The sequence below is a fragment of the Thalassotalea sp. PS06 genome, from assembly GCF_007197775.1.
Lineage (GTDB): Bacteria > Pseudomonadota > Gammaproteobacteria > Enterobacterales > Alteromonadaceae > Thalassotalea_A.
In genome coordinates this window covers 1,380,236-1,398,955 of sequence record NZ_CP041638.1, presented here as the reverse complement: position 1 = coordinate 1,398,955, position 18,720 = coordinate 1,380,236, and the positions used below count along the sequence as shown (strand labels likewise).

Below are 18,720 nucleotides of genomic sequence, written 5' to 3'. Positions count from 1 at the left end.
AAATAAGCGCTACGACTGGCTCGTAGCAGGTAAATGGCTTGTTAAATGCCTGGCAAGTGATGCCACATCCTGCATATGAACATGATGACCACCGGTTAACTTATAACTTTGCAACTGTTTATAGGTCGATTGCCAATGGCTTAAGCCTTTTTGCACCGACTCAAACCCTTTGTCGCCATAAAATACCGTTACCGGACATTCAATATTAGCGATGATTTGATCTACTTCGGCTTGCGAATAACGAATGACTGAGGTATTTCGAACCCTGGGATCCGATAACCATTGATAGTCATCTTTATCATGGTCTGACTGCTTCATGCTTCTCTTAGTAAGAAGCTCTGCCTGAGCGTATTCGAGATCAGAGACATTAAGACGTGCCTGAATGGCCGATTCCAGGCTTTGGTGACGACTTTTCATGCGAGTTTTGCGGCGACTTAATATGCCATCACGTAATTGCTTAGCCGGATGTTCTGATAGAGGTAGCAAGCCAATACCTTCGATTAAAAATAACGATTCAACTTTTTCAGGAAAGGCTGCGGTGAACAGGTTAGCTACCATGGCGCCCATCGAGTGGCCAAGTAAGATCACTTGCTGCCACCCCTGGGATTCAATCAGTTGGTATAAATCGTCAACCCAGTCGGTGAAATAGTAATAGGCATCGCTTGAACGATGAGAAGATAAACCATGCCCTGCCCAGTCGATGGCAATAAATTGATAGTCGTTAACAAGCTCTGAGTTCGTCTCCTGCAAGTGCTCGAAAAAAGGGACGAAGCTGGCGGCATTATCAAGCCAGCCATGTAGGCATAGAACCACCTTGCCATGGGTATTACCGGTTGTCAGAGCTGCAAGCTCAAATGGTGCGACAGCCTCCATTGACGATTCAGCACTTGTCTGAGAAGATTTTTCTAAGGAAAAGCGGCGAGGTTTAATCGTCATCCTTTCGCTCCTTGATTACGTTTGCTCAACAATAATAGCCCCCAGATTGCCATCGCCAACCAGATAATTATCCAGATAAAACCTGGGATCATGGTGTATTGTGCCAGTAAATAGGCGTCGCTTTTCTGTGGTGTCGACCACAAATACCAGGGGCTTTGCAACGCATTTAATAAAACCACCAGGGAAATAATTTTTAAAATTGGCGCAAGCCAGGTGCTGCGACTGTAGGCTAGCTTTAAAGAGAATATTGCTGTCAGTACCAAACAGATCACTGCGGTTAGCAAATCTTTCACCCACAACAATAAGGTTACAATGATCATAGCGATTAATATGCCGCTGATGATCTTTGCGCCCTGACGATGAACACCTGCGCCCCAATACAAGAGCATGCCAAACAATACGGCGCCAGCATAGCCGCTGAATGCGACGAAAACCGAGTTACCGCCAGCGCTGGTGCAAAGGCCTGCGCCATTGGCGAATAGCTGGATACGGATGATATGTCCGCCAGAGAGAATTGCCGCTAAACCGTGGCTGATTTCATGGAAGAAGGTTTCTAACCACTGAAACGGGATGTTAACGATGGGGATTTGGCTGAACAGCACAGCGATCAATACCAGAAACCAGAAATTCTGTAATGGTAGCCAGCCGGATTTTGTACTCATAGTGCAACCTGTTATTGTTTTGAGTCGCTAATAATTTTATGAAGTTTTGTTTTTAAGGGGACAGAGTCGTCATTGAATGGCACTTAACTATATGAAATATATAACAATGATATTTTGATAATTGACTCTAACCCCATAGGGAATTTAGCTATTCGCGACCCGGGAGTTTTTTCCAGGTCACGGTATCGCGTACATAGACAGGTTGTGCTAACGCCGCATCAACGCCCTCACCGTTGGCAAAAGCGGCAGCGCCGATGGCCAACATGTATTCAGCTTTAGGAAAGCGCACCTGCTCATCAATGCGAGTTAATTTACAATCTGCTAATTGCTCAGGATAGGCCTGCCAGGCAGAGCCAACGCCGGCAACATCACTGGTGTTAATGGATAGCTCTTCCAGCTTTTGCGCCAACAATTCTGGCGAAAATACCTGTTCTGAACTTAGTTCCTGAACAATGCCATTTTCATCGGCTTTAAAACAGCCGCAATAAATTTCTGACATGCGCGCATCAATTGCAGCAACGGCTGTTGATTGACCATGTTGTTCAAAGGCCTGCTGGGCCATTGTCCGCAGTGTGGAAACACCAACCACAGGTAAATCGGCGGAATAGGCTAACCCTTGTGCCACACCAATACCAATGCGAACGCCGGTAAAACTTCCCGGGCCACGACCAAAAATCAAGCCATCTAAATCTTTAAGCTTCACCCCAGCTTCGTTTAGTACCTCATCCACCTGAGGCAATAACAATTTGCTATGAGATTGTGGGCTTAATTCGTAACGGCAAAAACGTTTGCCCTGATATTGAAGGGCGACAGAACAAGCTTCCGTCGATGCATCAATGGCCAGATAGTTCACTCAATTTCTCTCTCTGTTTAGCAATAAACGCTAGCGGTTTATCGCTTCTAAAAATGTTATGGCACGCTTCAGTTCCCGGGTACGCTGCATATCCGGCAGGCTGTTTAAAAACACCTGGCCATAGTGACGATTCACCAGACGAGCGTCACAAATTGCCATCACGCCTCTATCATCGATATCGCGAATCAATCGACCAACCCCCTGTTTTAGGGCAATGACTGCCTGAGGCAGTTGAATTTGCGCGAAAGGATCTTTGCCCTGACTTTTCACATCAGCACTCTTTGCCTGCAACAACGGATCATCCGGTGAGGCAAACGGCAATTTATCAATAATAACACAGGTCAGGTTGTTACCTCGGACATCAACCCCTTCCCAGAAACTTGCAGTGGCCAATAATACCGAATCTGGCTGGTCAATAAAATGATCCAAAAGCACTCTTTTCGCCATTTGCCCCTGAACAAGCAGTGGGTTTTCAATGGCTTCAGTCAATATTTGAGCAACCTGATTCAGCATTCGGTATGAGGTGAAAAGCATAAAACATCGCCCTTCACTCGCTTCTATTAACGGCATGGCAATATCGACCAAGGCCTGAGCGCGATTATGAGCCTGAGCGTCAGGCAAATATCTAGGCACTAACAACAACGACTGGTCGGCATAATCAAAGGGGCTATCAAGCAACATACTCTTTGCATTCGCTAAACCAAGCTGCTTGGAAAAGTGTTCAAATTGACCATCAACTGCAAGTGTTGCCGAGGTAAATACCCAGGCACTGTCGCTTTTCGATACCACTTCAGAGAACTTATCGGCAACACTAAGTGGTGTCAGGTGCAAGGTAATGTGACGGCGTGTAGTTTCATACCACAAACTAGTGCCAGGCTTGTCCACCTGTTGCATTAAATCACACAGGTTTAATAATTGTGTGGCACGTTCAAAGCAGTTATCAATTGTCTCGGTCCGCGATACACAAAGCTTAAGCACCTCGTACAAAAACTTGAGATCATCAACAACATGATTAAAGCCCTGCTTAAAGGTTGTCATTCTCAGGCGCTGACGCCAATCGCCCCGCTCCGGATTTTGCCCAAACAGCAAACGAAAATCCGCGGCAGAACGTTGCAGCTTTTCCGCGGCCTTGCTCAGTTGTTTTACATCGGTTAATTCAGTGCGATATTGCTGCATACAATCACTGGCTAAATCCAGTAATTGCCGTGATGAAAAGCTTTGGCCAAAATATTCTGTGGCAATATCGGGAATTTGATGGGCCTCATCGAAGATAATGGTTTGTGCACTGGGGATAAGTTCGCCAAAGCCGGTATCTTTTAACGCTAAATCAGCGAAAAACAGATGATGGTTCACCACTAACACATCCGCTTCTATCGCCCGTTCCCGCGCTTTTACCAAATAACAGGTTTCATAATCCGGGCACTGTCGACCTAAGCAGTTATCTGTTGTTGATGTCACTTGTGCAAAGATTGCAGAATCTTCAGCGACATCGGTCAGTTCGCCAAGATCGCCTGATTGGGTATGACTGGACCATTGTCGGACTTTTACCAAATCCGCCAATGCCGCAGCATCCAGCTGAACGCCGGCTTGTCTGCGTTTATGGGGCTGACTGGAAAAGTTTTCTTCTAATCGATAGGTACACAGATAATTACTGCGGCCTTTTAACAAGGCAATTTTCAATTTGCTGCCAAGGGCCTTTTTCACCAGGGGTAAATCTTTGTGAAATAGCTGTTCCTGCAGGGTTTTGGTTCCCGTAGAAACAATAGTTTTTTGCTCGCTTAAAAACGCTGGTACCAGATATGCAAAGGTTTTACCGGTACCGGTTCCGGCTTCTACCAACAAGGTCTCTTTGTCGGCGATTACCTGCTCGACTTCAAGACTCATATCGAGCTGTGCCTGGCGAGGGTTAAAACCATTAATCGCTTTTGCCAAAGGGCCGGTAGAAGAAAACGCTTGAGATACGCTTTTTGTTTTATTCATTAGTATTTGATCAAGCGCTGAGAAAACTCTGGCCAGTATAGCGAAAAGCTCTATATCGAGAAAGGGCGTGAATCCGCAGTTGTTGAAATATTGCTAATTTTCAATGACTGAGACCCTTGAGCGATAGAATCAAAAAAGCCACCTCGAAGGTGGCTTTTTCAAAGAAATATTAGCTTGTTAAGGCTTAGCCTAGCTTCTCAGCAAGGATCGCGCTTACCGCTTCAACAGGTTGCGTACCGTCGATAGTCAGGTACTGACAGTTACCTGCCTTTGCTTCTGCCTGATAGTAATCTACAAGTGGCTTAGTTTGCTCGTGGTAGATACCAAGACGCTTGCGAACAGTTGCTTCTTCATCATCCGGACGAATAGCCAGATCTTCACCAGTTTCATCATCTTTACCTTCCACTTTTGGTGGATTGTAAACGATGTGATAAACACGACCAGAACCAGGGTGTACACGACGACCGCCCATACGCTCAACAATAACTTCATCAGCAACGTCAAATTCGATAACGCTGTCGACGGTGATTTCGTTAGCTTTCATTGCATCAGCTTGTGGAATGGTGCGTGGGAAACCATCTAACAGGAAACCATTTTCACAATCCGGCTGAGCGACACGCTCTTTTACCAGGCCAATGATCAATTCGTCAGAAACCAGTTGGCCGGCATCCATAACCTGCTTGGCTTGTTTGCCTAGCTCAGTACCAGCCTTGATCGCTGCACGTAACATATCACCAGTAGAAATCTGTGGGATACCGTACTTGTTCATTAAAAACTGTGCCTGAGTTCCCTTACCGGCACCAGGTGCACCCAATAAAATAATGCGCATATTGCAAAACCCTAAGAAATAGTCGGATTAAATTTTTTCAATGCCAATTGTCAATGACATAGAAGCTGTATTTTTTAAGGCCTAATCATACTTGCATGCAGCAGCGCAAACAAGGGGCGCTGTGTAAATTAAATTTCGGTATGTTGTTATATATAAATTACACGTGAAAATAAAAAACGAGAAACCGAAAAAGGAAGTATTCCTTATCAATTTCTCGCTTTCGCTACCGATTTGAGTGCCGGCTTTAAGCTAAATCTGCCAGACTACCCAATATCATTATTTAGTCAGGCTTAGCATCAATTTATTCAAACGAGCAACAAAAGATGCCGGGTCTTTCAGACTACCGCGCTCGGCTAGCATTGCCTGCTCAAACAACACCTCTGCCCATTCACCGAATTTATCGCCATCGGCCTCATCGGCCATGTGCTTAATCAAATCATGCTCGGCATTGATTTCGAAAATTGGCTTGGACTCGGGTACTTCCTGTCCCACAGACTGCATTAGCTTCATCATCTGCGAGCTCATGTCATTCTCATCGGTAACGATACAGGCTGGAGAGTCGGTCAGACGTTGGGAAATTTTCACATCTTTGACCTTGTCACCAAGACTTTCCTTTAAGCGACTCACAACCGAATCAAATTCTTTTTCCAGCTGCTCCTGAGCTTCTTTTGTCTGTTCATCATCCATATCGCCTAAATCAAGGCCGCCACGAGTTACTGACTGGAACTGCTTGTCAGAGAACTCGGTCAAGTGGCTCATTAACCACTCATCGATACGATCAGACATCAATAACACTTCGATGCCCTTCTTACGGAATACTTCCAGGTGCGGCGAGTTTTTCGCTGCATCAAAGCTATCGGCAACCACGTAGTAAATCTTATCCTGACCTTCTTTCATGCGTTCGATGTATTCGGTCAGGGAAACGTTCTGTACTGGCGTGTCGTTTTCCGTTGACGCAAATCGCAATAACTTAGCAATCGCTTCTTTGTTTGCCATGTCTTCCGACGGACCTTCTTTGATCACCTGACCAAACTCGTCCCAGAAGCCCTGGTATTTCTCTTTGTCGTTTTTGCCAAGACGATCAAGCATGGTTAACACGCGCTTGGTACAACCTTTGCGCATTGCCTGAGTGACTTTGTTGTCCTGCAAAATTTCGCGAGAAACATTTAGTGGTAAATCGTTTGAGTCCAACAAACCTTTCACGAAACGCAGGTATGTCGGCATAAACTGCTCGGCGTCATCCATGATGAATACACGCTGTACGTAAAGTTTTAAGCCGTGCTGACGTTCGCGGTTGTATAAATCGAACGGCGCTTTGCTTGGCACGTATAACAGCGAGGTGTATTCGGTACTGCCTTCCACTTTGTTATGGGCCCATAGAAGTGGCTCGGCAAAATCATGGGATACGTGCTTGTAAAATTCCTGGTACTCTTCGTCTTTGATATCAGATTTTTCACGGGTCCATAGCGCTTCGGCCTTGTTCACCGGTTCCCACTCAGCAGGTTTGCCAGGCACGGCAGGGATCACTTCGCCATCTTCGCCGGTGCTCTCTGGTACTTCAGGAATTTCCGGCGTTAGCATTTCTACCGGAATTGAGATGTGATCGGAGTATTTGGTGACGATCGACTTTAAGCGCCAGTCATCTAAAAATTCCTGCTCATCTTCTTTTAAGAACAGGATGATATCGGTACCTCGTGACGATTTTTCGATATCTTCTACCGAGAAATCACCCTCACCTTTTGACGACCATTCAACGGCCTGATCGGCGTCAACACCTGCGGCACGTGAGCGAACCACCACTTTGTCGGCAACGATAAATGCCGAGTAGAAACCTACACCAAATTGACCGATAAGCTGCGAATCTGCTGCTTGGTCGCCGGATAAACGGCTGAAGAAATCAGCGGTGCCTGATTTGGCGATAGTACCTAAGTGAGTGATGATGTCATCACGGGTCATACCGATTCCATTATCGGAAATGGTAATGGTGTTGTTGTCTTTGTCGGCGCTAATACGCACGCGCAGGTTACCGTCACCGCCATAAAGGCTGGCATCGGATAATGCTTTGAAACGCAGTTTGTCGGCAGCATCAGCTGCGTTGGAAACCAGCTCGCGAAGGAAGATTTCCTTATTGGAATACAGCGAGTGGATCATCAATTGTAGTAATTGCTTTACTTCAGTTTGAAAGCCGTGAACTTCTTTATGACCTGAATCAGACATAAACACGTGTCTCCTAATCTTGTTATTGCCGAAGCATTGGTTCTAGAAATTAATGTGGGGATGGGGAATGGGTTTTAAAGAGGTACAAGAAAATTTTTTTTAAAGAAATTATCAAGGGGTCACTGATTGCTGAGCCCTTGATAAAAGATTAAAGTTTTTTGCGGCCGGAAAAGGCGTGGGATAAGGTGTTGCCGTCAACATAGCCAAGTTCGCCACCAACCGGAACGCCATGGGCGATTCGGGTAACCGACACGTCGTAAGAGCCAGCTAAATCGGCAATGAAGTGCGCGGTTGCCTCGCCTTCTACCGTCGGGTTTGTCGCCAGGATCATTTCATCAAATTCATCGCTGGCCAAAAGGTGTTGTAACTGGTCCAGGCCAAGCTCTTCCGGGCCAATACCATCGATAGGCGATAAATGTCCCATCAATACAAAGTAACGGCCAATGAATTCGCCGGTTTGTTCAATAGCGAGGATGTCCGATGGGGATTCTACGATACAAAGCAAACGGCTTGCCTGACGTTTGGGGCTTGCGCAGATGTCACACTGTTCCAGCTCAGTAAAGGTTCGACAGGTTCGGCAATGGCCAACATTTTCCATGGCACTGGCCATGGAATTGGCAAGCTTAGTTGCACCTTTGCGGTTGCGCTCAAGTAGATGAAACGCCATTCGCTGCGCCGATTTAGGCCCAACTCCAGGTAGGTGCTTCAAGTTATCAATAAGATCCTGTACTAACGGACTAAGTTTCATAAATACATCTGGTCAAATACTAATGTTGGCAAGAATAACACAGGAAAGTTGCAAGAGTGAATTTAAGCGCTTCGGGACTTATTTATAATCACCAGAAAAATGCCGCCTAGTACTAAGACACTGGCGATAATTAGCCGCAATGTGACAACTTCAGCAACGAAAAGTACCCCGCCGACCGCCGCTATCACCGGCACCGATAACTGCACCACGGCAGCTTCAATATTAGAAAGGTTTCGAAGAGCCTGATACCAGATGGTATAGCCCAATGCTGAAGCCACTGCGCCGGATAAACTGGCAAGAACCATACCTTTTACCGACAGGTTAATATCAGACCAGGTAACCAAAACTAGCAAGATTACCAATGGAAATGTCAGTACAAAGTTTCGAGCCGTATCGTTAAACGCTGATATTGAGCCTCTGCCCATAACCGTATAAAAGCCCCAGGCAATCCCGGATAACACCATTAAAATAAAGCCAAAAGCATCGGGTGTTGTTACGGTTGGCGCAACTAAATATGTAAGGCCAGAGAATGAAACCAATACGCCAATCCATTCAGCGAGCGACAATTTATCGCCTTGGAAATAGCTAATCGCGATAATGGTAAGTTGTACTACGCCAAATAGAATCAACGCGCCAGTTCCGGTATCCAATGAAATATAAGCAAAAGAAAAGGTAATAGCATAAAGAAAGAGCATGGAAGCCGAAAGCCATGGCTTTTTACTATTGGTTTGCTGTGTCTGTTGCTTGCCAGGTTTTCCATAGACAAGCATTAACAGCAAAAACATGGTTATGCCAGATACCAGGCGCACTGTGGTAAAACCTGATGCGTCGATAACACCATCTTTAAGCGCCAGTCTGCACAATACCGAATTAGCCGCGAAAGCGATAAGCGCCAATATGGTTAAGCTTGTGGTCTTCAATGTATGTGTCATAAATTCGCGCTGCTAATTACCTGTCTTCCGCTTTACTCCGTTGAAAATGCCCGTGAAATAAGGCTAATCGCACATCAATGGCTGAGTGTTTTGCAATAACGCAATAACGCCATTTTGATTGGAATAAACGTCAAACGTAATTTCCGATTGTGGGCCTGCGGGTGAAGCTGCCAATAACGAATGTTCGATAACGTCAGTGCGCAATCGCTCTCGTTGTTCGTTACAAAACTCGATAAACCAATCGCCGTCTAATTGTACTAACTTGCCCTGGCGCAGTTCATCGGCAAAATCTAAGCCTGCCATTTGCGCTGCATTATGAGCTTCTTCACGCAAGCTTTCGATTAGTTGATTAAAGTTATTCAGCTTTTGCTCCGGCGTACTGGCAGCGATTTCTCTGATCGCAATTTCAGGTCGATTAGAAAGAGGTAATTGCGGCAACGTAATTGCCAGTTGCGGTTGTTTAAGTTCATCCGAAGACAACAAATGCTCGTCAAAAGTCACCTCAGCATAGATCGGCGCTTCGGGATTTATTAACTGGGTTTGCTCTTTTACCAGACTAAACAGCGGCACAATCAGCACTAACGCAATACTGCAAATAATCACCGGTTTGAGGTAATTAAAACGACGATATTGACTCATAAAACCATGGGGAATCGCTTCATCTTGCGCGTTCTCAGCCGATGCCTGTTCCAGTTTACTGAAAAGCTTTTCTTTATCTGTTGAACTTAATCGGTTCTGAGCTTTATGCTCTTGATACGCCGATTGCAGAGTTTGCTCAAAGTCGCGCTTATTACTGCTCATTATTGACACTCCTTACCGGCAACGCAGACATTTTCAGCCTTATCTAGTGAATTAAAATTTACCATGTGTTTTTTCAATGCCTGTTTCGCATAACGTAAACGTGATTTTATGGTTTCGCGTTTTTCCGAGGTAATTGACGCAATTTCCTCAATTGAAAAGCCTTCCAATTGCAGCACCACCGCTTCTCGTTGCGCTAAAGTTAGTGATTGCAGCATATCTTGAAACTCTTGTTGAGAAAGCTCGCGTTGCTCATTATCACTCACTCGTTGTTCTGCAGAAATATGAGATAACTGCGCCTCACATTCAGACCCTGGTTTGCCATCCGCTGATACTTCATCGATATCGCTAAAGTCCCAACGTTGGGTTCTGCGCAATTCATCCACCAAAGTGTTGCGGGCAATGGTAAATAACCAACTTTTTACACTGGTTCCTGCAGCAAAAGATTGGCGTTTTTCTATCACCTTTAACCAGGTTTGCTGCAATACATCATCCGCATATGATGCTCCGGCCTGAGCCATCAGAAAGTGGTAGAGATCATCACTGAATCGTTCCACTAAAGGTTTTAATAGCGCAGGTTCCGGGTTTTGTGCGTATGCCAGCATTTGCTGCTCTGCACTTAATGCCGGGTTTAGCCAACTTTTAATGAGTGAAGATATCTTCGCCAAACTTACATCCTTTTGGTTTTATGGCTTGGAATGGTTTTAAACCGTGCGCTAACTTTGAAACGGATAGCCAGCGCTTAGCTGGCTATCATACAGTATTGAAACTTACGAGCCAGTGGCTTGGTCCATTTTGAAATCCAATTGCACCGTCAAACCCGTTTGCTTTAGTGGCTTGCCATCAACCATTTTTGGTTTATATTTCCAGCGTTTTAACGCTTTGATTGCCGCTTTGTCAAAGGTACGCTTTGGCGAGGAGTCAATGACTTCAATATCGGTTACGCCGCCAGCTTCATCAATGGAAAAGGCTAACTGAACCCAGCCGCTAATACCGTCACGCGCCGCAACAATGGGATATTTAGGACTCACCCGAACAATAGGTCTGGCATCGCCTCCGGCATTTGGCCCCAAAATTGTTGGACCTTCATTTACTAAATCGATTTTTGGCCCGGGAACATTAATTTTTACTGTTGCTTCTGTCGGATCAACCGCCGTCACTTGTTGCGGCGGTTGCGGCATAGGCTTAGGTTGAGGCGGAGGGTCTAACTTTTGCTTTTCCTGAACCTTGCTATCCTTTGGTTGGTCGGTAAATTCAACTGGGATATACGGCACTGGGTCTTGAGTAAAACCGCCGTTGTCTTTAACAAGCGCCGCCATAAACGCAAATAATCCAAAGCTTACTATGGATGCTAAAAAGATAATATTTATTAATCGAGCCATCAGCCTGCCTCACTTTCATCATTGTTAATCAGAGGGTTGGTTCGTGATCACAAGCAACTTTCCCTATTGCCTTGCTAGTAAAACGACTGAGGATTTGAAAAGGGGTTAAGAAATTTATTTTTATTTAAATTTAAATTCAGATGGATGATTATGGAGGTTAAGCTATTGAATATTATAGGCTTAGTATTATTTGGAATTATTTTTTCTTTTTACCAAAATCAATGCGAACGCTAAGATTTTCCTGCTTTACCGGTTTGCCATTATCCATTTTTGGGCGGTATTTCCACCGCGCCAGCGCATCAATTGCGGCCTGGTCGAATATCTGCTCCGGTTGCGACTCCAACACTTCGATATCCTCAGGCACTCCCTGCGGATTAATCGAAAACTTCAATTTCACCCAGCCACGAACCTTTTGTCTGGCCGCAGAAATTGGATACCGGGGTAATGCACGATAAATCGGTGTAGCTCCACCGCTTTCTGGCGTATCCATGGCAAATTCCTGAGACTGCAAACTCGTATCGATATCCATATCTGGCATTTCGATTTGCTTGATGTCTGCGGTAGTTTTGGCCGGAACAGCCCTTACCGAAGAGATCCCTCCGGGTTTTTGGGGTGGTTCAGGAGGCGGTTCTAAAATCCGCTTTTTATAAACCGCTTTGCTATCTTTGCGAGGCTCAGTCAACTCAACCAGTGGGTACTCTTCAACATTCTCAATATATACGTCATCTGACGATACAAGAGCAGCCATGATGGCAAGAATACCCATAGAGATACAGGCCCCGGCAATAATAGCAACGAAGAATTTCACCCTTCCTCCTTCTACAGGGAAATTAACTTGCAAGCTTGCTACCTCTCACTGCCTGGCTCGCATTAATTATAGTTGTTTGTAAGATTGTTTTTACACAAGTTAGTTCGCTATTGTGCGAAGCGCTTTTCGTCAACATATGTTTGCAGTAAACTAATACCAATCCCATTAAATTATTGCTCACTCAGTGAGAATTTAAAGGCTTTTAGACAAGGCTTTGATTGCAGAGAATGGTTATTCCGCTCTCAAAATTAGCCAAAATCAGTAACGTAGTCCAAATGCCTTTAAAACTCACCCGTAGGGAGTTAGTGAGAGGCCCATTTACTACCCTATATTTCATTAATATAGAATGACTATATCAATAAAATCTATGTTGTAACTGAACCTCGGCCCTAACTCTGAGTTGTGCACAAACTTAGTGGGGTTGGTATAACGTCACAAAAAGATTAAGGAAGTTAAAATGGAACATTCTTTAGCCATTACTGGTTTTTACACAGGTATCCTCGCCCTGCTTCACATCACCCTATCTTTCAAGGTCATTGGCCTGCGCCGTCGTTTTCAAGTAGGTTTAGGTGATGGCGAGAATAAAGACTTGAGAAAAGCGATTCGCGTCCATGGTAATTTTATCGAATATGTCCCGATGGCAATGCTTTTGTTCGCAATATTCGAGGTAAACCAGGGCTCACCAATGTTGCTGCACGCGATCGGCGGCGCTTTAGTAACCTGTCGATTTTTGCACGCCATTGGTGTGAGCAAAACTGCGGGAACAAGCTGGCAACGTTTTGTCGGCGTCTTGGGCACTTTTTTAGCGATACTTATTTTGGCAGTAATCAACATCGCTAATATTTTTTTATAAGAAAAGAGAATACAGAATGGGCAGCTGTTAAAGACTCAATACGCTGCCCTGTTTAAAGAAGTTACCGTTCTGGTTTATCCAAGCCAAAGTGCAAATAGGCTCTCTCCGTAACCATGCGGCCACGAGGAGTCCGCTGTAAAAATCCTTGCTGAATCAAAAATGGTTCAATTACATCTTCAATGGTATCGCGCTCTTCACCAATTGCCGCGGCGACATTGTCCAGACCAACCGGTCCGCCCATAAATTTATCAATAATGGCTAGCAGCAGTTTGCGGTCCATTAAATCAAAGCCTTCGCTATCCACTTCCAACATATTCAAAGCTTTTGAAGCGATCTCTTGATCTGCGGTACCATCATTTTTAACTTCAGCGAAATCCCTGACACGACGCAATAAGCGGTTACCAATACGTGGCGTGCCACGCGAGCGACGAGCAACTTCAATTGCGCCTTCGTTATCCAGTTCAACATTTAAAAAGTGAGCACTGCGGGCAATGATATCGGTTAAATCTTCGACTTTGTAAAATTCCAGACGTTGCACGATACCGAAACGATCGCGCAAAGGAGAAGTTAACGCGCCGGCGCGGGTTGTTGCGCCAATCAAGGTAAAGGGTGGTAAATCTAACTTAATGGAGCGAGCTGCTGGACCCTCACCTATCATGATATCGAGCTGATAATCTTCCATCGCCGGATATAAAACTTCCTCAACCACAGGACTCAAACGGTGAATTTCATCAATAAACAACACGTCATTTTCTTCAAGGTTGGTTAACAGCGCCGCGAGATCGCCGGCCTTTTCCAATACCGGCCCCGAGGTCGTGCGAATATTGACGCCCATCTCGTTAGCAACGATATTCGCTAACGTAGTTTTACCCAAGCCTGGAGGCCCAAAAATCAACAAATGATCCAGCGGTTCATTTCGTTTTTTTGCCGCCTCAATAAAGATTTCCATCTGCTCTTTTACATGCTCCTGGCCGGTGTAATCGGCGAGCATTTTCGGGCGTATTGCCCTGTCGATGGTTTCTTCTTCACGGGTTGTGGAAGTAGGTTGTATTAAACGATCCGCTTCTATCATCTTTATGGTTTGACCAAAGGTTGCTTACAGGTTTTGTTATAACGCTGGTTATAACATAGATTTCAATGCATCACGAATTAACTCTTCCGAGCTCATGCCATCCTGATGCACGCCAGAAACGGCTTTTTCCGCCTGATTCTGTTTGTAGCCTAACGATACCAATGCCGTTATCGCATCGTCTTTTTCATTAGCAACGGAAACAAACGTAGAGCCAACCTCTTCGCTTTGTAAGGCAAACTCATCGGCGTTCGGCGTGGCGATATCCTGCCCCCAGTCTTTTAGTCTGTCGCGCATTTCTATCAATAGGCGCTCAGCGGTTTTCTTACCTACACCTGGAATTTTTACAATGGTGGCTACGTCGTCGATTTGTACACAGTGCACAAATTGAGACGATGACATGTTTGACAGAATGGCCAGAGCCAGTTTTGGCCCGACGCCATTTACTTTAATAAGCAAGCGGAATAGCTTACGTTCGGTAACATTGGCAAAGCCATACAATTGTTGGGCATCTTCCCGTACCGCAAAGTGGGTATAGATAATGGCTTCTTCGTCGAGTTTGGGTAAATGGTAAAAGCTGGTCATGGGTAATGTGACTTCGTATCCCACCCCACCACACTCAATTAAAATTTCCGGTGGTTGTTTATCTACCACGGTTCCTCTTAATCGTCCTATCACGTTGCTTTCCTCGCCCTGATTACATGCGCTCTGGCAGAATTACTGATCACAGGCAATATACCTGTGTGGTTATCAATACCAGATGCGATTGAGTTGTTACTATTCTTGGATAACTCAAATACTATATATATATACAGTGATGTCAATTTTTAATTGCGGAATTTGTGAAATCGCTGGGGATATAAGTGGATTGATTAGCGTAAACGGCCACGAACGGTTTTCGATGCCTGCCCCGCCATTTTCACCAAGGAATCATAACTGTGGCCATGGCAAATAGCGACCGCTAATGCGTCAGCGGCATCGGCTTGTGGCGTACCCGGCAGTTTTAATATCGATGCCACCATATGCTGCACCTGTGTCTTATCTGCAGCACCGGTTCCCACCACAGATTGTTTGATCTGTCTGGCTGAATATTCGGCCACGGGTACATTGTTATTGGTTGCAGCAACCATGGCTGCGCCACGCGCTTGTCCAAGCTTAAGTGCCCCAGAAGGGTTAAGACCCATAAACACTTGCTCAATGGCGAATAAATCCGGTCTATATTGAATAATCAGTTCTGATACGCCGGCAAAAATTATCTGCAAGCGCTTTGATTGGTCATCCCCCGCCGCCAACGTCTTAATACAACCGCTGCCTAGATAGTTGAAGGTGCGACCTTTTTTTTCAATGATGCCATAGCCGGTAATTCTGGAGCCGGGATCTATGCCTAAGATGATGCTCAATGTCTGTATTATTCTTGCCGTTATTATTTGTCGCTAGTTTAAATGAGGCAAGATTTTATGTCATCAGAAAACTGATCGCATAAATGATTGTTTATCTGAAAATAGGATTCCATTAAAAAAGCCGGGGACAAAGTGCTTGTCGCCGGCTTTTGGGATTTAGGTTTTGGCTTCTAGGTTGTAAGGGAATTAGTCTTCAGACTTTTTCTCTTCCGCAACGATTTGGACGCCAAGTTCCGCTAATTGTGCTGGGTTGGCTTTGCCTGGTGCGTTGGTTAATGGGCAAGCCGCTGTCGTGGTTTTCGGGAATGCCATTACGTCACGAATAGAGGTTGCGCCTGTCATTAACATGACCAAACGGTCAAGACCAAATGCTAAACCTGCGTGTGGCGGCGTACCGTAACGCAAAGCTTCAAGTAGGAAGCCAAACTTCTCTTCGGCTTCTTCATCGCTAATACCAAGGATACGGAATACGGCAGCCTGCATTGCCTGGTCGTGGATACGAACAGAACCACCACCTAATTCACAGCCATTGAGAACCATATCGTAGGCATTAGAAAGCGCGCCTACTGGATTTGCTTCCAGCTCTTCTGCGTTTAGTTCAGAAGGTGCAGTGAATGGGTGATGCAGCGCGTGCATGTGACCATCCACTTCTTCAAACATTGGGAAGTCTACAACCCAAAGAGGCTTCCACTCATCGCTAACGATGTCTAAGTCTTCACCAAGCTTAAGGCGTAGCGCGCCCATGGCTTCAGTAACTACGGTGTAGTTATCAGCACCGAAGAAAATGATATCACCACTTTGTGCGTTAGTTCGTTCAAGCAAACCGTTTACCGCATCTTCTGGTAAGAACTTAAGAATTGGCGATTGAATGCCTTCCATGCCAGCAGCACGGTCATTAACCTTCATCCAGGCCAAACCTTTAGCACCGTAGATACCTACGAACTTGCCGTATTCATCAATGTTCTTACGAGAGAACTTCTCTGCACCACCTGGTACACAGATAACGGCAACACGACCTTTCTCATCGTTAGCAGGACCTGAGAATACTTTAAACTCAACGTCTTTTAATAAGTCGGCAACATCGACCAACTCAAGTGGGTTACGTAAATCTGGCTTATCCGAACCGTAACGAGTCATGGCTTCGGCATAAGACATGCGAGGGAAATCGCCCAAATCAACATTCAGTAATTTGCTGAACAAATCGCGGATCATGGTTTCGGTAACTTCCATTACCTGATCAGCGGTCATAAATGAGGTTTCAATATCGATTTGAGTAAATTCAGGCTGACGGTCAGCACGTAAATCTTCATCACGGAAACATTTTACGATTTGATAGTAACGCTCCATACCTGACATCATCAGCAACTGTTTGAACAATTGTGGCGACTGAGGTAGAGCAAAGAAGCTGCCTTTGTGAGTACGGCTCGGTACCAAGTAATCACGTGCACCTTCTGGGGTAGCGGCAGTAAGAATCGGAGTTTCGATATCCATAAAGCCCTGCGACTCCAGTGATTCACGAACCGCAGATGTTACCTTGGCACGAAAGCGCAAACGCTCAGTCATTTCCGGACGACGCAAGTCAAGATAACGATACTTTAAACGCTGCTCTTCAGAATTGTTCTGGTGATCATCTAGCGTTAACGGCAGTGGAGCCGCTTTGTTCAGGATAGTAAGCTCTAAACCAAGTACTTCCACAGCACCGGTCGCCATATCTTTGTTCACCTGACCTTCAGGACGAGCGCGAACCTTACCTTTTACCTGAACACAGAATTCGTTACGTAGGGTGTTGGCCTTTTCCAGTACTTCTGGGAAATCCGGATCGTAAACCACTTGCACAATACCTTCACGGTCACGCAAATCTAGAAAGATTACCGCACCAAGGTCGCGACGACGGTTTACCCAACCACATAGAGTGACTTCCTGACCAATGTGAGATTCATTTACCTCACCACAATATACGCTACGCATTATTGACTGTTCCTGATATGTAAATAGCTTGAACCCGAGTTCATTATAGCGGGATCATCATGGCACCGACGCGATCATCAATACCCATAAAATAATAAAGCGGCACTAAATACCAATCCGCACTGAAGACTGATCATTCAGCGAATAATTGGAATAGTAAACGCGGCCGATTAATTCATCGAAATTATTGATATGAAATCGAATGAATATAACCAGTAGAAATTATATTCGCCCATCCGGGAATGCCCGAGAGGAGTTTCTACGGCGTTGTCGCTATTTGAAATGGAATGGCCATTCCTAAATAACGACGCCTAGTATAAAAACCTCGGCTGACATTCTGAATAGCTCCCATATCAATGCGGATTGGTATTATAAGGAAAACCAGATAGAAGTCACCTGTATTGGCGGTATGTGTGGTGAAAAAAGCAATATTGCATAAATAGCCCGTCATAATTGCCAAATTTGTCCATGAACTTTCAATATCTCAGATATTTAAGATAAAATAAGCCCCATAGTATGCAATTGGACGACATTCATGTCCCGCAAAGATACACAAACCGATACAGACCTTATTTACTCAAAGCCGCAGGTAAAAGTTGCCGACTTTCGCTTTGATGCTCAAGTGGTTGAAGTATTCCCTGATATGATCAAACGCTCGGTACCGGGCTACAACACCATTATCGACACCATCGGCAACCTTGCCGGCCGTTATGCCAAAGACAATACCAATATTTATGATTTGGGTTGTTCTTTAGGTGCAGCAAGTCTCGCCATGCGCCGCAGCATTGAGGCCAAAAACTGTAAGATTGTTGCCATCGATAACTCTGAAGATATGGTAGAGCGCTGTAAAATCCACATTAATGCCTTTAAAGGCGACACCCCGTGTGAGGTTAAACTTGGCGATATCCTCACCGAGCCAATGGAAAACGCTTCGGTGATCGTGTTGAACTTTACCTTGCAATTTATCGCCCCGGAAAAACGTGCGCAATTGATTGAAAATATTGCTAAAGCGCTGGTTCCAGGTGGCTTATTTATTCTCTCTGAGAAAATTTACGATGAAGATGAAGCCTGTAAAGAGCTGCTGAATGAGCTGCACCACGATTTTAAACGCGCCAACGGCTACAGCGAATTGGAAATTGCGCAGAAGCGTTCTGCCATTGAAAACGTAATGAAGCCGGATCATTTGCAAAATCATTTAGACCGCTTAGAACAAGCAGGTTTCTCACACGCCACGCCCTGGTTTCAGTGCTTTAACTTTTTCTCTTTAGTTGCCATCAAATAAAAT

18 protein-coding genes are annotated in these 18,720 nt (G+C 45.1%); 2 read left to right on the top strand and 16 right to left on the bottom strand.

The annotated features are described in order from the left end of the window. Positions 1 to 9: 9 nt before the first annotated feature. The 12 genes from FNC98_RS06105 to FNC98_RS06050 all read right to left on the bottom strand — a co-directional run bounded on the left by FNC98_RS06105 (position 10) and on the right by FNC98_RS06050 (position 12,145). Positions 10 to 936, bottom strand: a complete 927-nt coding sequence (locus FNC98_RS06105) for an alpha/beta hydrolase (protein ID WP_143580420.1) — start codon at positions 934 to 936, stop codon at positions 10 to 12. Then, positions 933 to 1,598, bottom strand: a complete 666-nt coding sequence (locus FNC98_RS06100) for a M50 family metallopeptidase (RefSeq protein WP_143580419.1) — start codon at positions 1,596 to 1,598, stop codon at positions 933 to 935. The genes FNC98_RS06105 and FNC98_RS06100 overlap by 4 nt, the downstream gene beginning before the upstream one ends. Positions 1,599 to 1,746: 148 nt before the next feature. Then, positions 1,747 to 2,451, bottom strand: a complete 705-nt coding sequence (gene tsaB / locus FNC98_RS06095) for a tRNA (adenosine(37)-N6)-threonylcarbamoyltransferase complex dimerization subunit type 1 TsaB (protein ID WP_143580418.1) — start codon at positions 2,449 to 2,451, stop codon at positions 1,747 to 1,749. A gap of 30 nt (positions 2,452 to 2,481) precedes the next feature. Then, on the bottom strand, positions 2,482 to 4,431 hold the full coding sequence (locus tag FNC98_RS06090) for an ATP-dependent DNA helicase (protein ID WP_143580417.1): 1,950 nt from the start codon (positions 4,429 to 4,431) through the stop codon (positions 2,482 to 2,484). 184 nt (positions 4,432 to 4,615) lie between these two features. After that, positions 4,616 to 5,260, bottom strand: a complete 645-nt coding sequence (adk, locus tag FNC98_RS06085; protein WP_143580416.1) for an adenylate kinase — start codon at positions 5,258 to 5,260, stop codon at positions 4,616 to 4,618. A 276-nt stretch (positions 5,261 to 5,536) separates the two neighbouring features. After that, positions 5,537 to 7,477, bottom strand: coding sequence for a molecular chaperone HtpG (htpG, locus tag FNC98_RS06080; RefSeq protein ID WP_143580415.1), 1,941 nt, complete (start codon positions 7,475 to 7,477; stop codon positions 5,537 to 5,539). A gap of 148 nt (positions 7,478 to 7,625) precedes the next feature. Continuing rightward, complete coding sequence (gene recR, locus FNC98_RS06075; RefSeq protein WP_143580414.1) at positions 7,626 to 8,225, bottom strand: recombination mediator RecR; 600 nt, start codon at positions 8,223 to 8,225, stop codon at positions 7,626 to 7,628. 62 nt (positions 8,226 to 8,287) lie between these two features. Then, entirely contained in the window at positions 8,288 to 9,157 is an 870-nt protein-coding gene (locus FNC98_RS06070) for a DMT family transporter (protein WP_185968080.1), read from the bottom strand. A gap of 63 nt (positions 9,158 to 9,220) precedes the next feature. Continuing rightward, entirely contained in the window at positions 9,221 to 9,958 is a 738-nt protein-coding gene (locus FNC98_RS06065; protein WP_143580413.1) for a hypothetical protein, read from the bottom strand. Beyond that, a complete protein-coding gene (locus FNC98_RS06060; RefSeq protein ID WP_143580412.1) occupies positions 9,958 to 10,623 on the bottom strand; it encodes an RNA polymerase sigma factor in 666 nt (221 codons plus the stop codon). The genes FNC98_RS06065 and FNC98_RS06060 overlap by 1 nt, the downstream gene beginning before the upstream one ends. A 102-nt stretch (positions 10,624 to 10,725) precedes the next feature. Next, the gene (locus FNC98_RS06055) at positions 10,726 to 11,337 is read right to left on the bottom strand and encodes an energy transducer TonB (protein WP_143580411.1); all 612 of its coding nucleotides are present in this window, start codon (positions 11,335 to 11,337) and stop codon (positions 10,726 to 10,728) included. Between the two features lie 196 nt (positions 11,338 to 11,533). Beyond that, positions 11,534 to 12,145 (bottom strand): energy transducer TonB, encoded by a 612-nt coding sequence (locus FNC98_RS06050; protein ID WP_143580410.1) that lies wholly within the window; start codon positions 12,143 to 12,145, stop codon positions 11,534 to 11,536. A gap of 457 nt (positions 12,146 to 12,602) precedes the next feature. Here FNC98_RS06050 and FNC98_RS06045 point away from each other — a divergent pair, with 457 nt between their 5' ends. Then, a complete protein-coding gene (locus FNC98_RS06045; RefSeq protein WP_143580409.1) occupies positions 12,603 to 12,998 on the top strand; it encodes an MAPEG family protein in 396 nt (131 codons plus the stop codon). 61 nt (positions 12,999 to 13,059) lie between these two features. Here the strand turns inward: FNC98_RS06045 and ruvB are convergent, their stop codons facing one another. The 4 genes from ruvB to aspS all read right to left on the bottom strand — a co-directional run bounded on the left by ruvB (position 13,060) and on the right by aspS (position 17,435). Next, entirely contained in the window at positions 13,060 to 14,070 is a 1,011-nt protein-coding gene (ruvB, locus tag FNC98_RS06040; RefSeq protein WP_143580408.1) for a Holliday junction branch migration DNA helicase RuvB, read from the bottom strand. Between the two features lie 48 nt (positions 14,071 to 14,118). After that, positions 14,119 to 14,745 carry a Holliday junction branch migration protein RuvA gene (gene ruvA / locus FNC98_RS06035; protein ID WP_143580407.1) on the bottom strand — a complete coding sequence of 209 codons (627 nt, stop codon included), beginning with the start codon at positions 14,743 to 14,745 and terminating at the stop codon, positions 14,119 to 14,121. 194 nt (positions 14,746 to 14,939) lie between these two features. Continuing rightward, positions 14,940 to 15,467: a crossover junction endodeoxyribonuclease RuvC gene (gene ruvC, locus FNC98_RS06030; RefSeq protein ID WP_143580406.1), complete on the bottom strand. Its 528-nt coding sequence runs from the start codon at positions 15,465 to 15,467 to the stop codon at positions 14,940 to 14,942. A 186-nt stretch (positions 15,468 to 15,653) separates the two neighbouring features. After that, on the bottom strand, positions 15,654 to 17,435 hold the full coding sequence (aspS, locus tag FNC98_RS06025) for an aspartate--tRNA ligase (protein ID WP_143580405.1): 1,782 nt from the start codon (positions 17,433 to 17,435) through the stop codon (positions 15,654 to 15,656). Positions 17,436 to 17,970: 535 nt separating this feature from the next. On the opposite strand from aspS, the gene cmoA reads away from it, so the two are divergent. After that, on the top strand, positions 17,971 to 18,717 hold the full coding sequence (gene cmoA / locus FNC98_RS06020) for a carboxy-S-adenosyl-L-methionine synthase CmoA (protein WP_143580404.1): 747 nt from the start codon (positions 17,971 to 17,973) through the stop codon (positions 18,715 to 18,717). Positions 18,718 to 18,720: the final 3 nt, after the last annotated feature.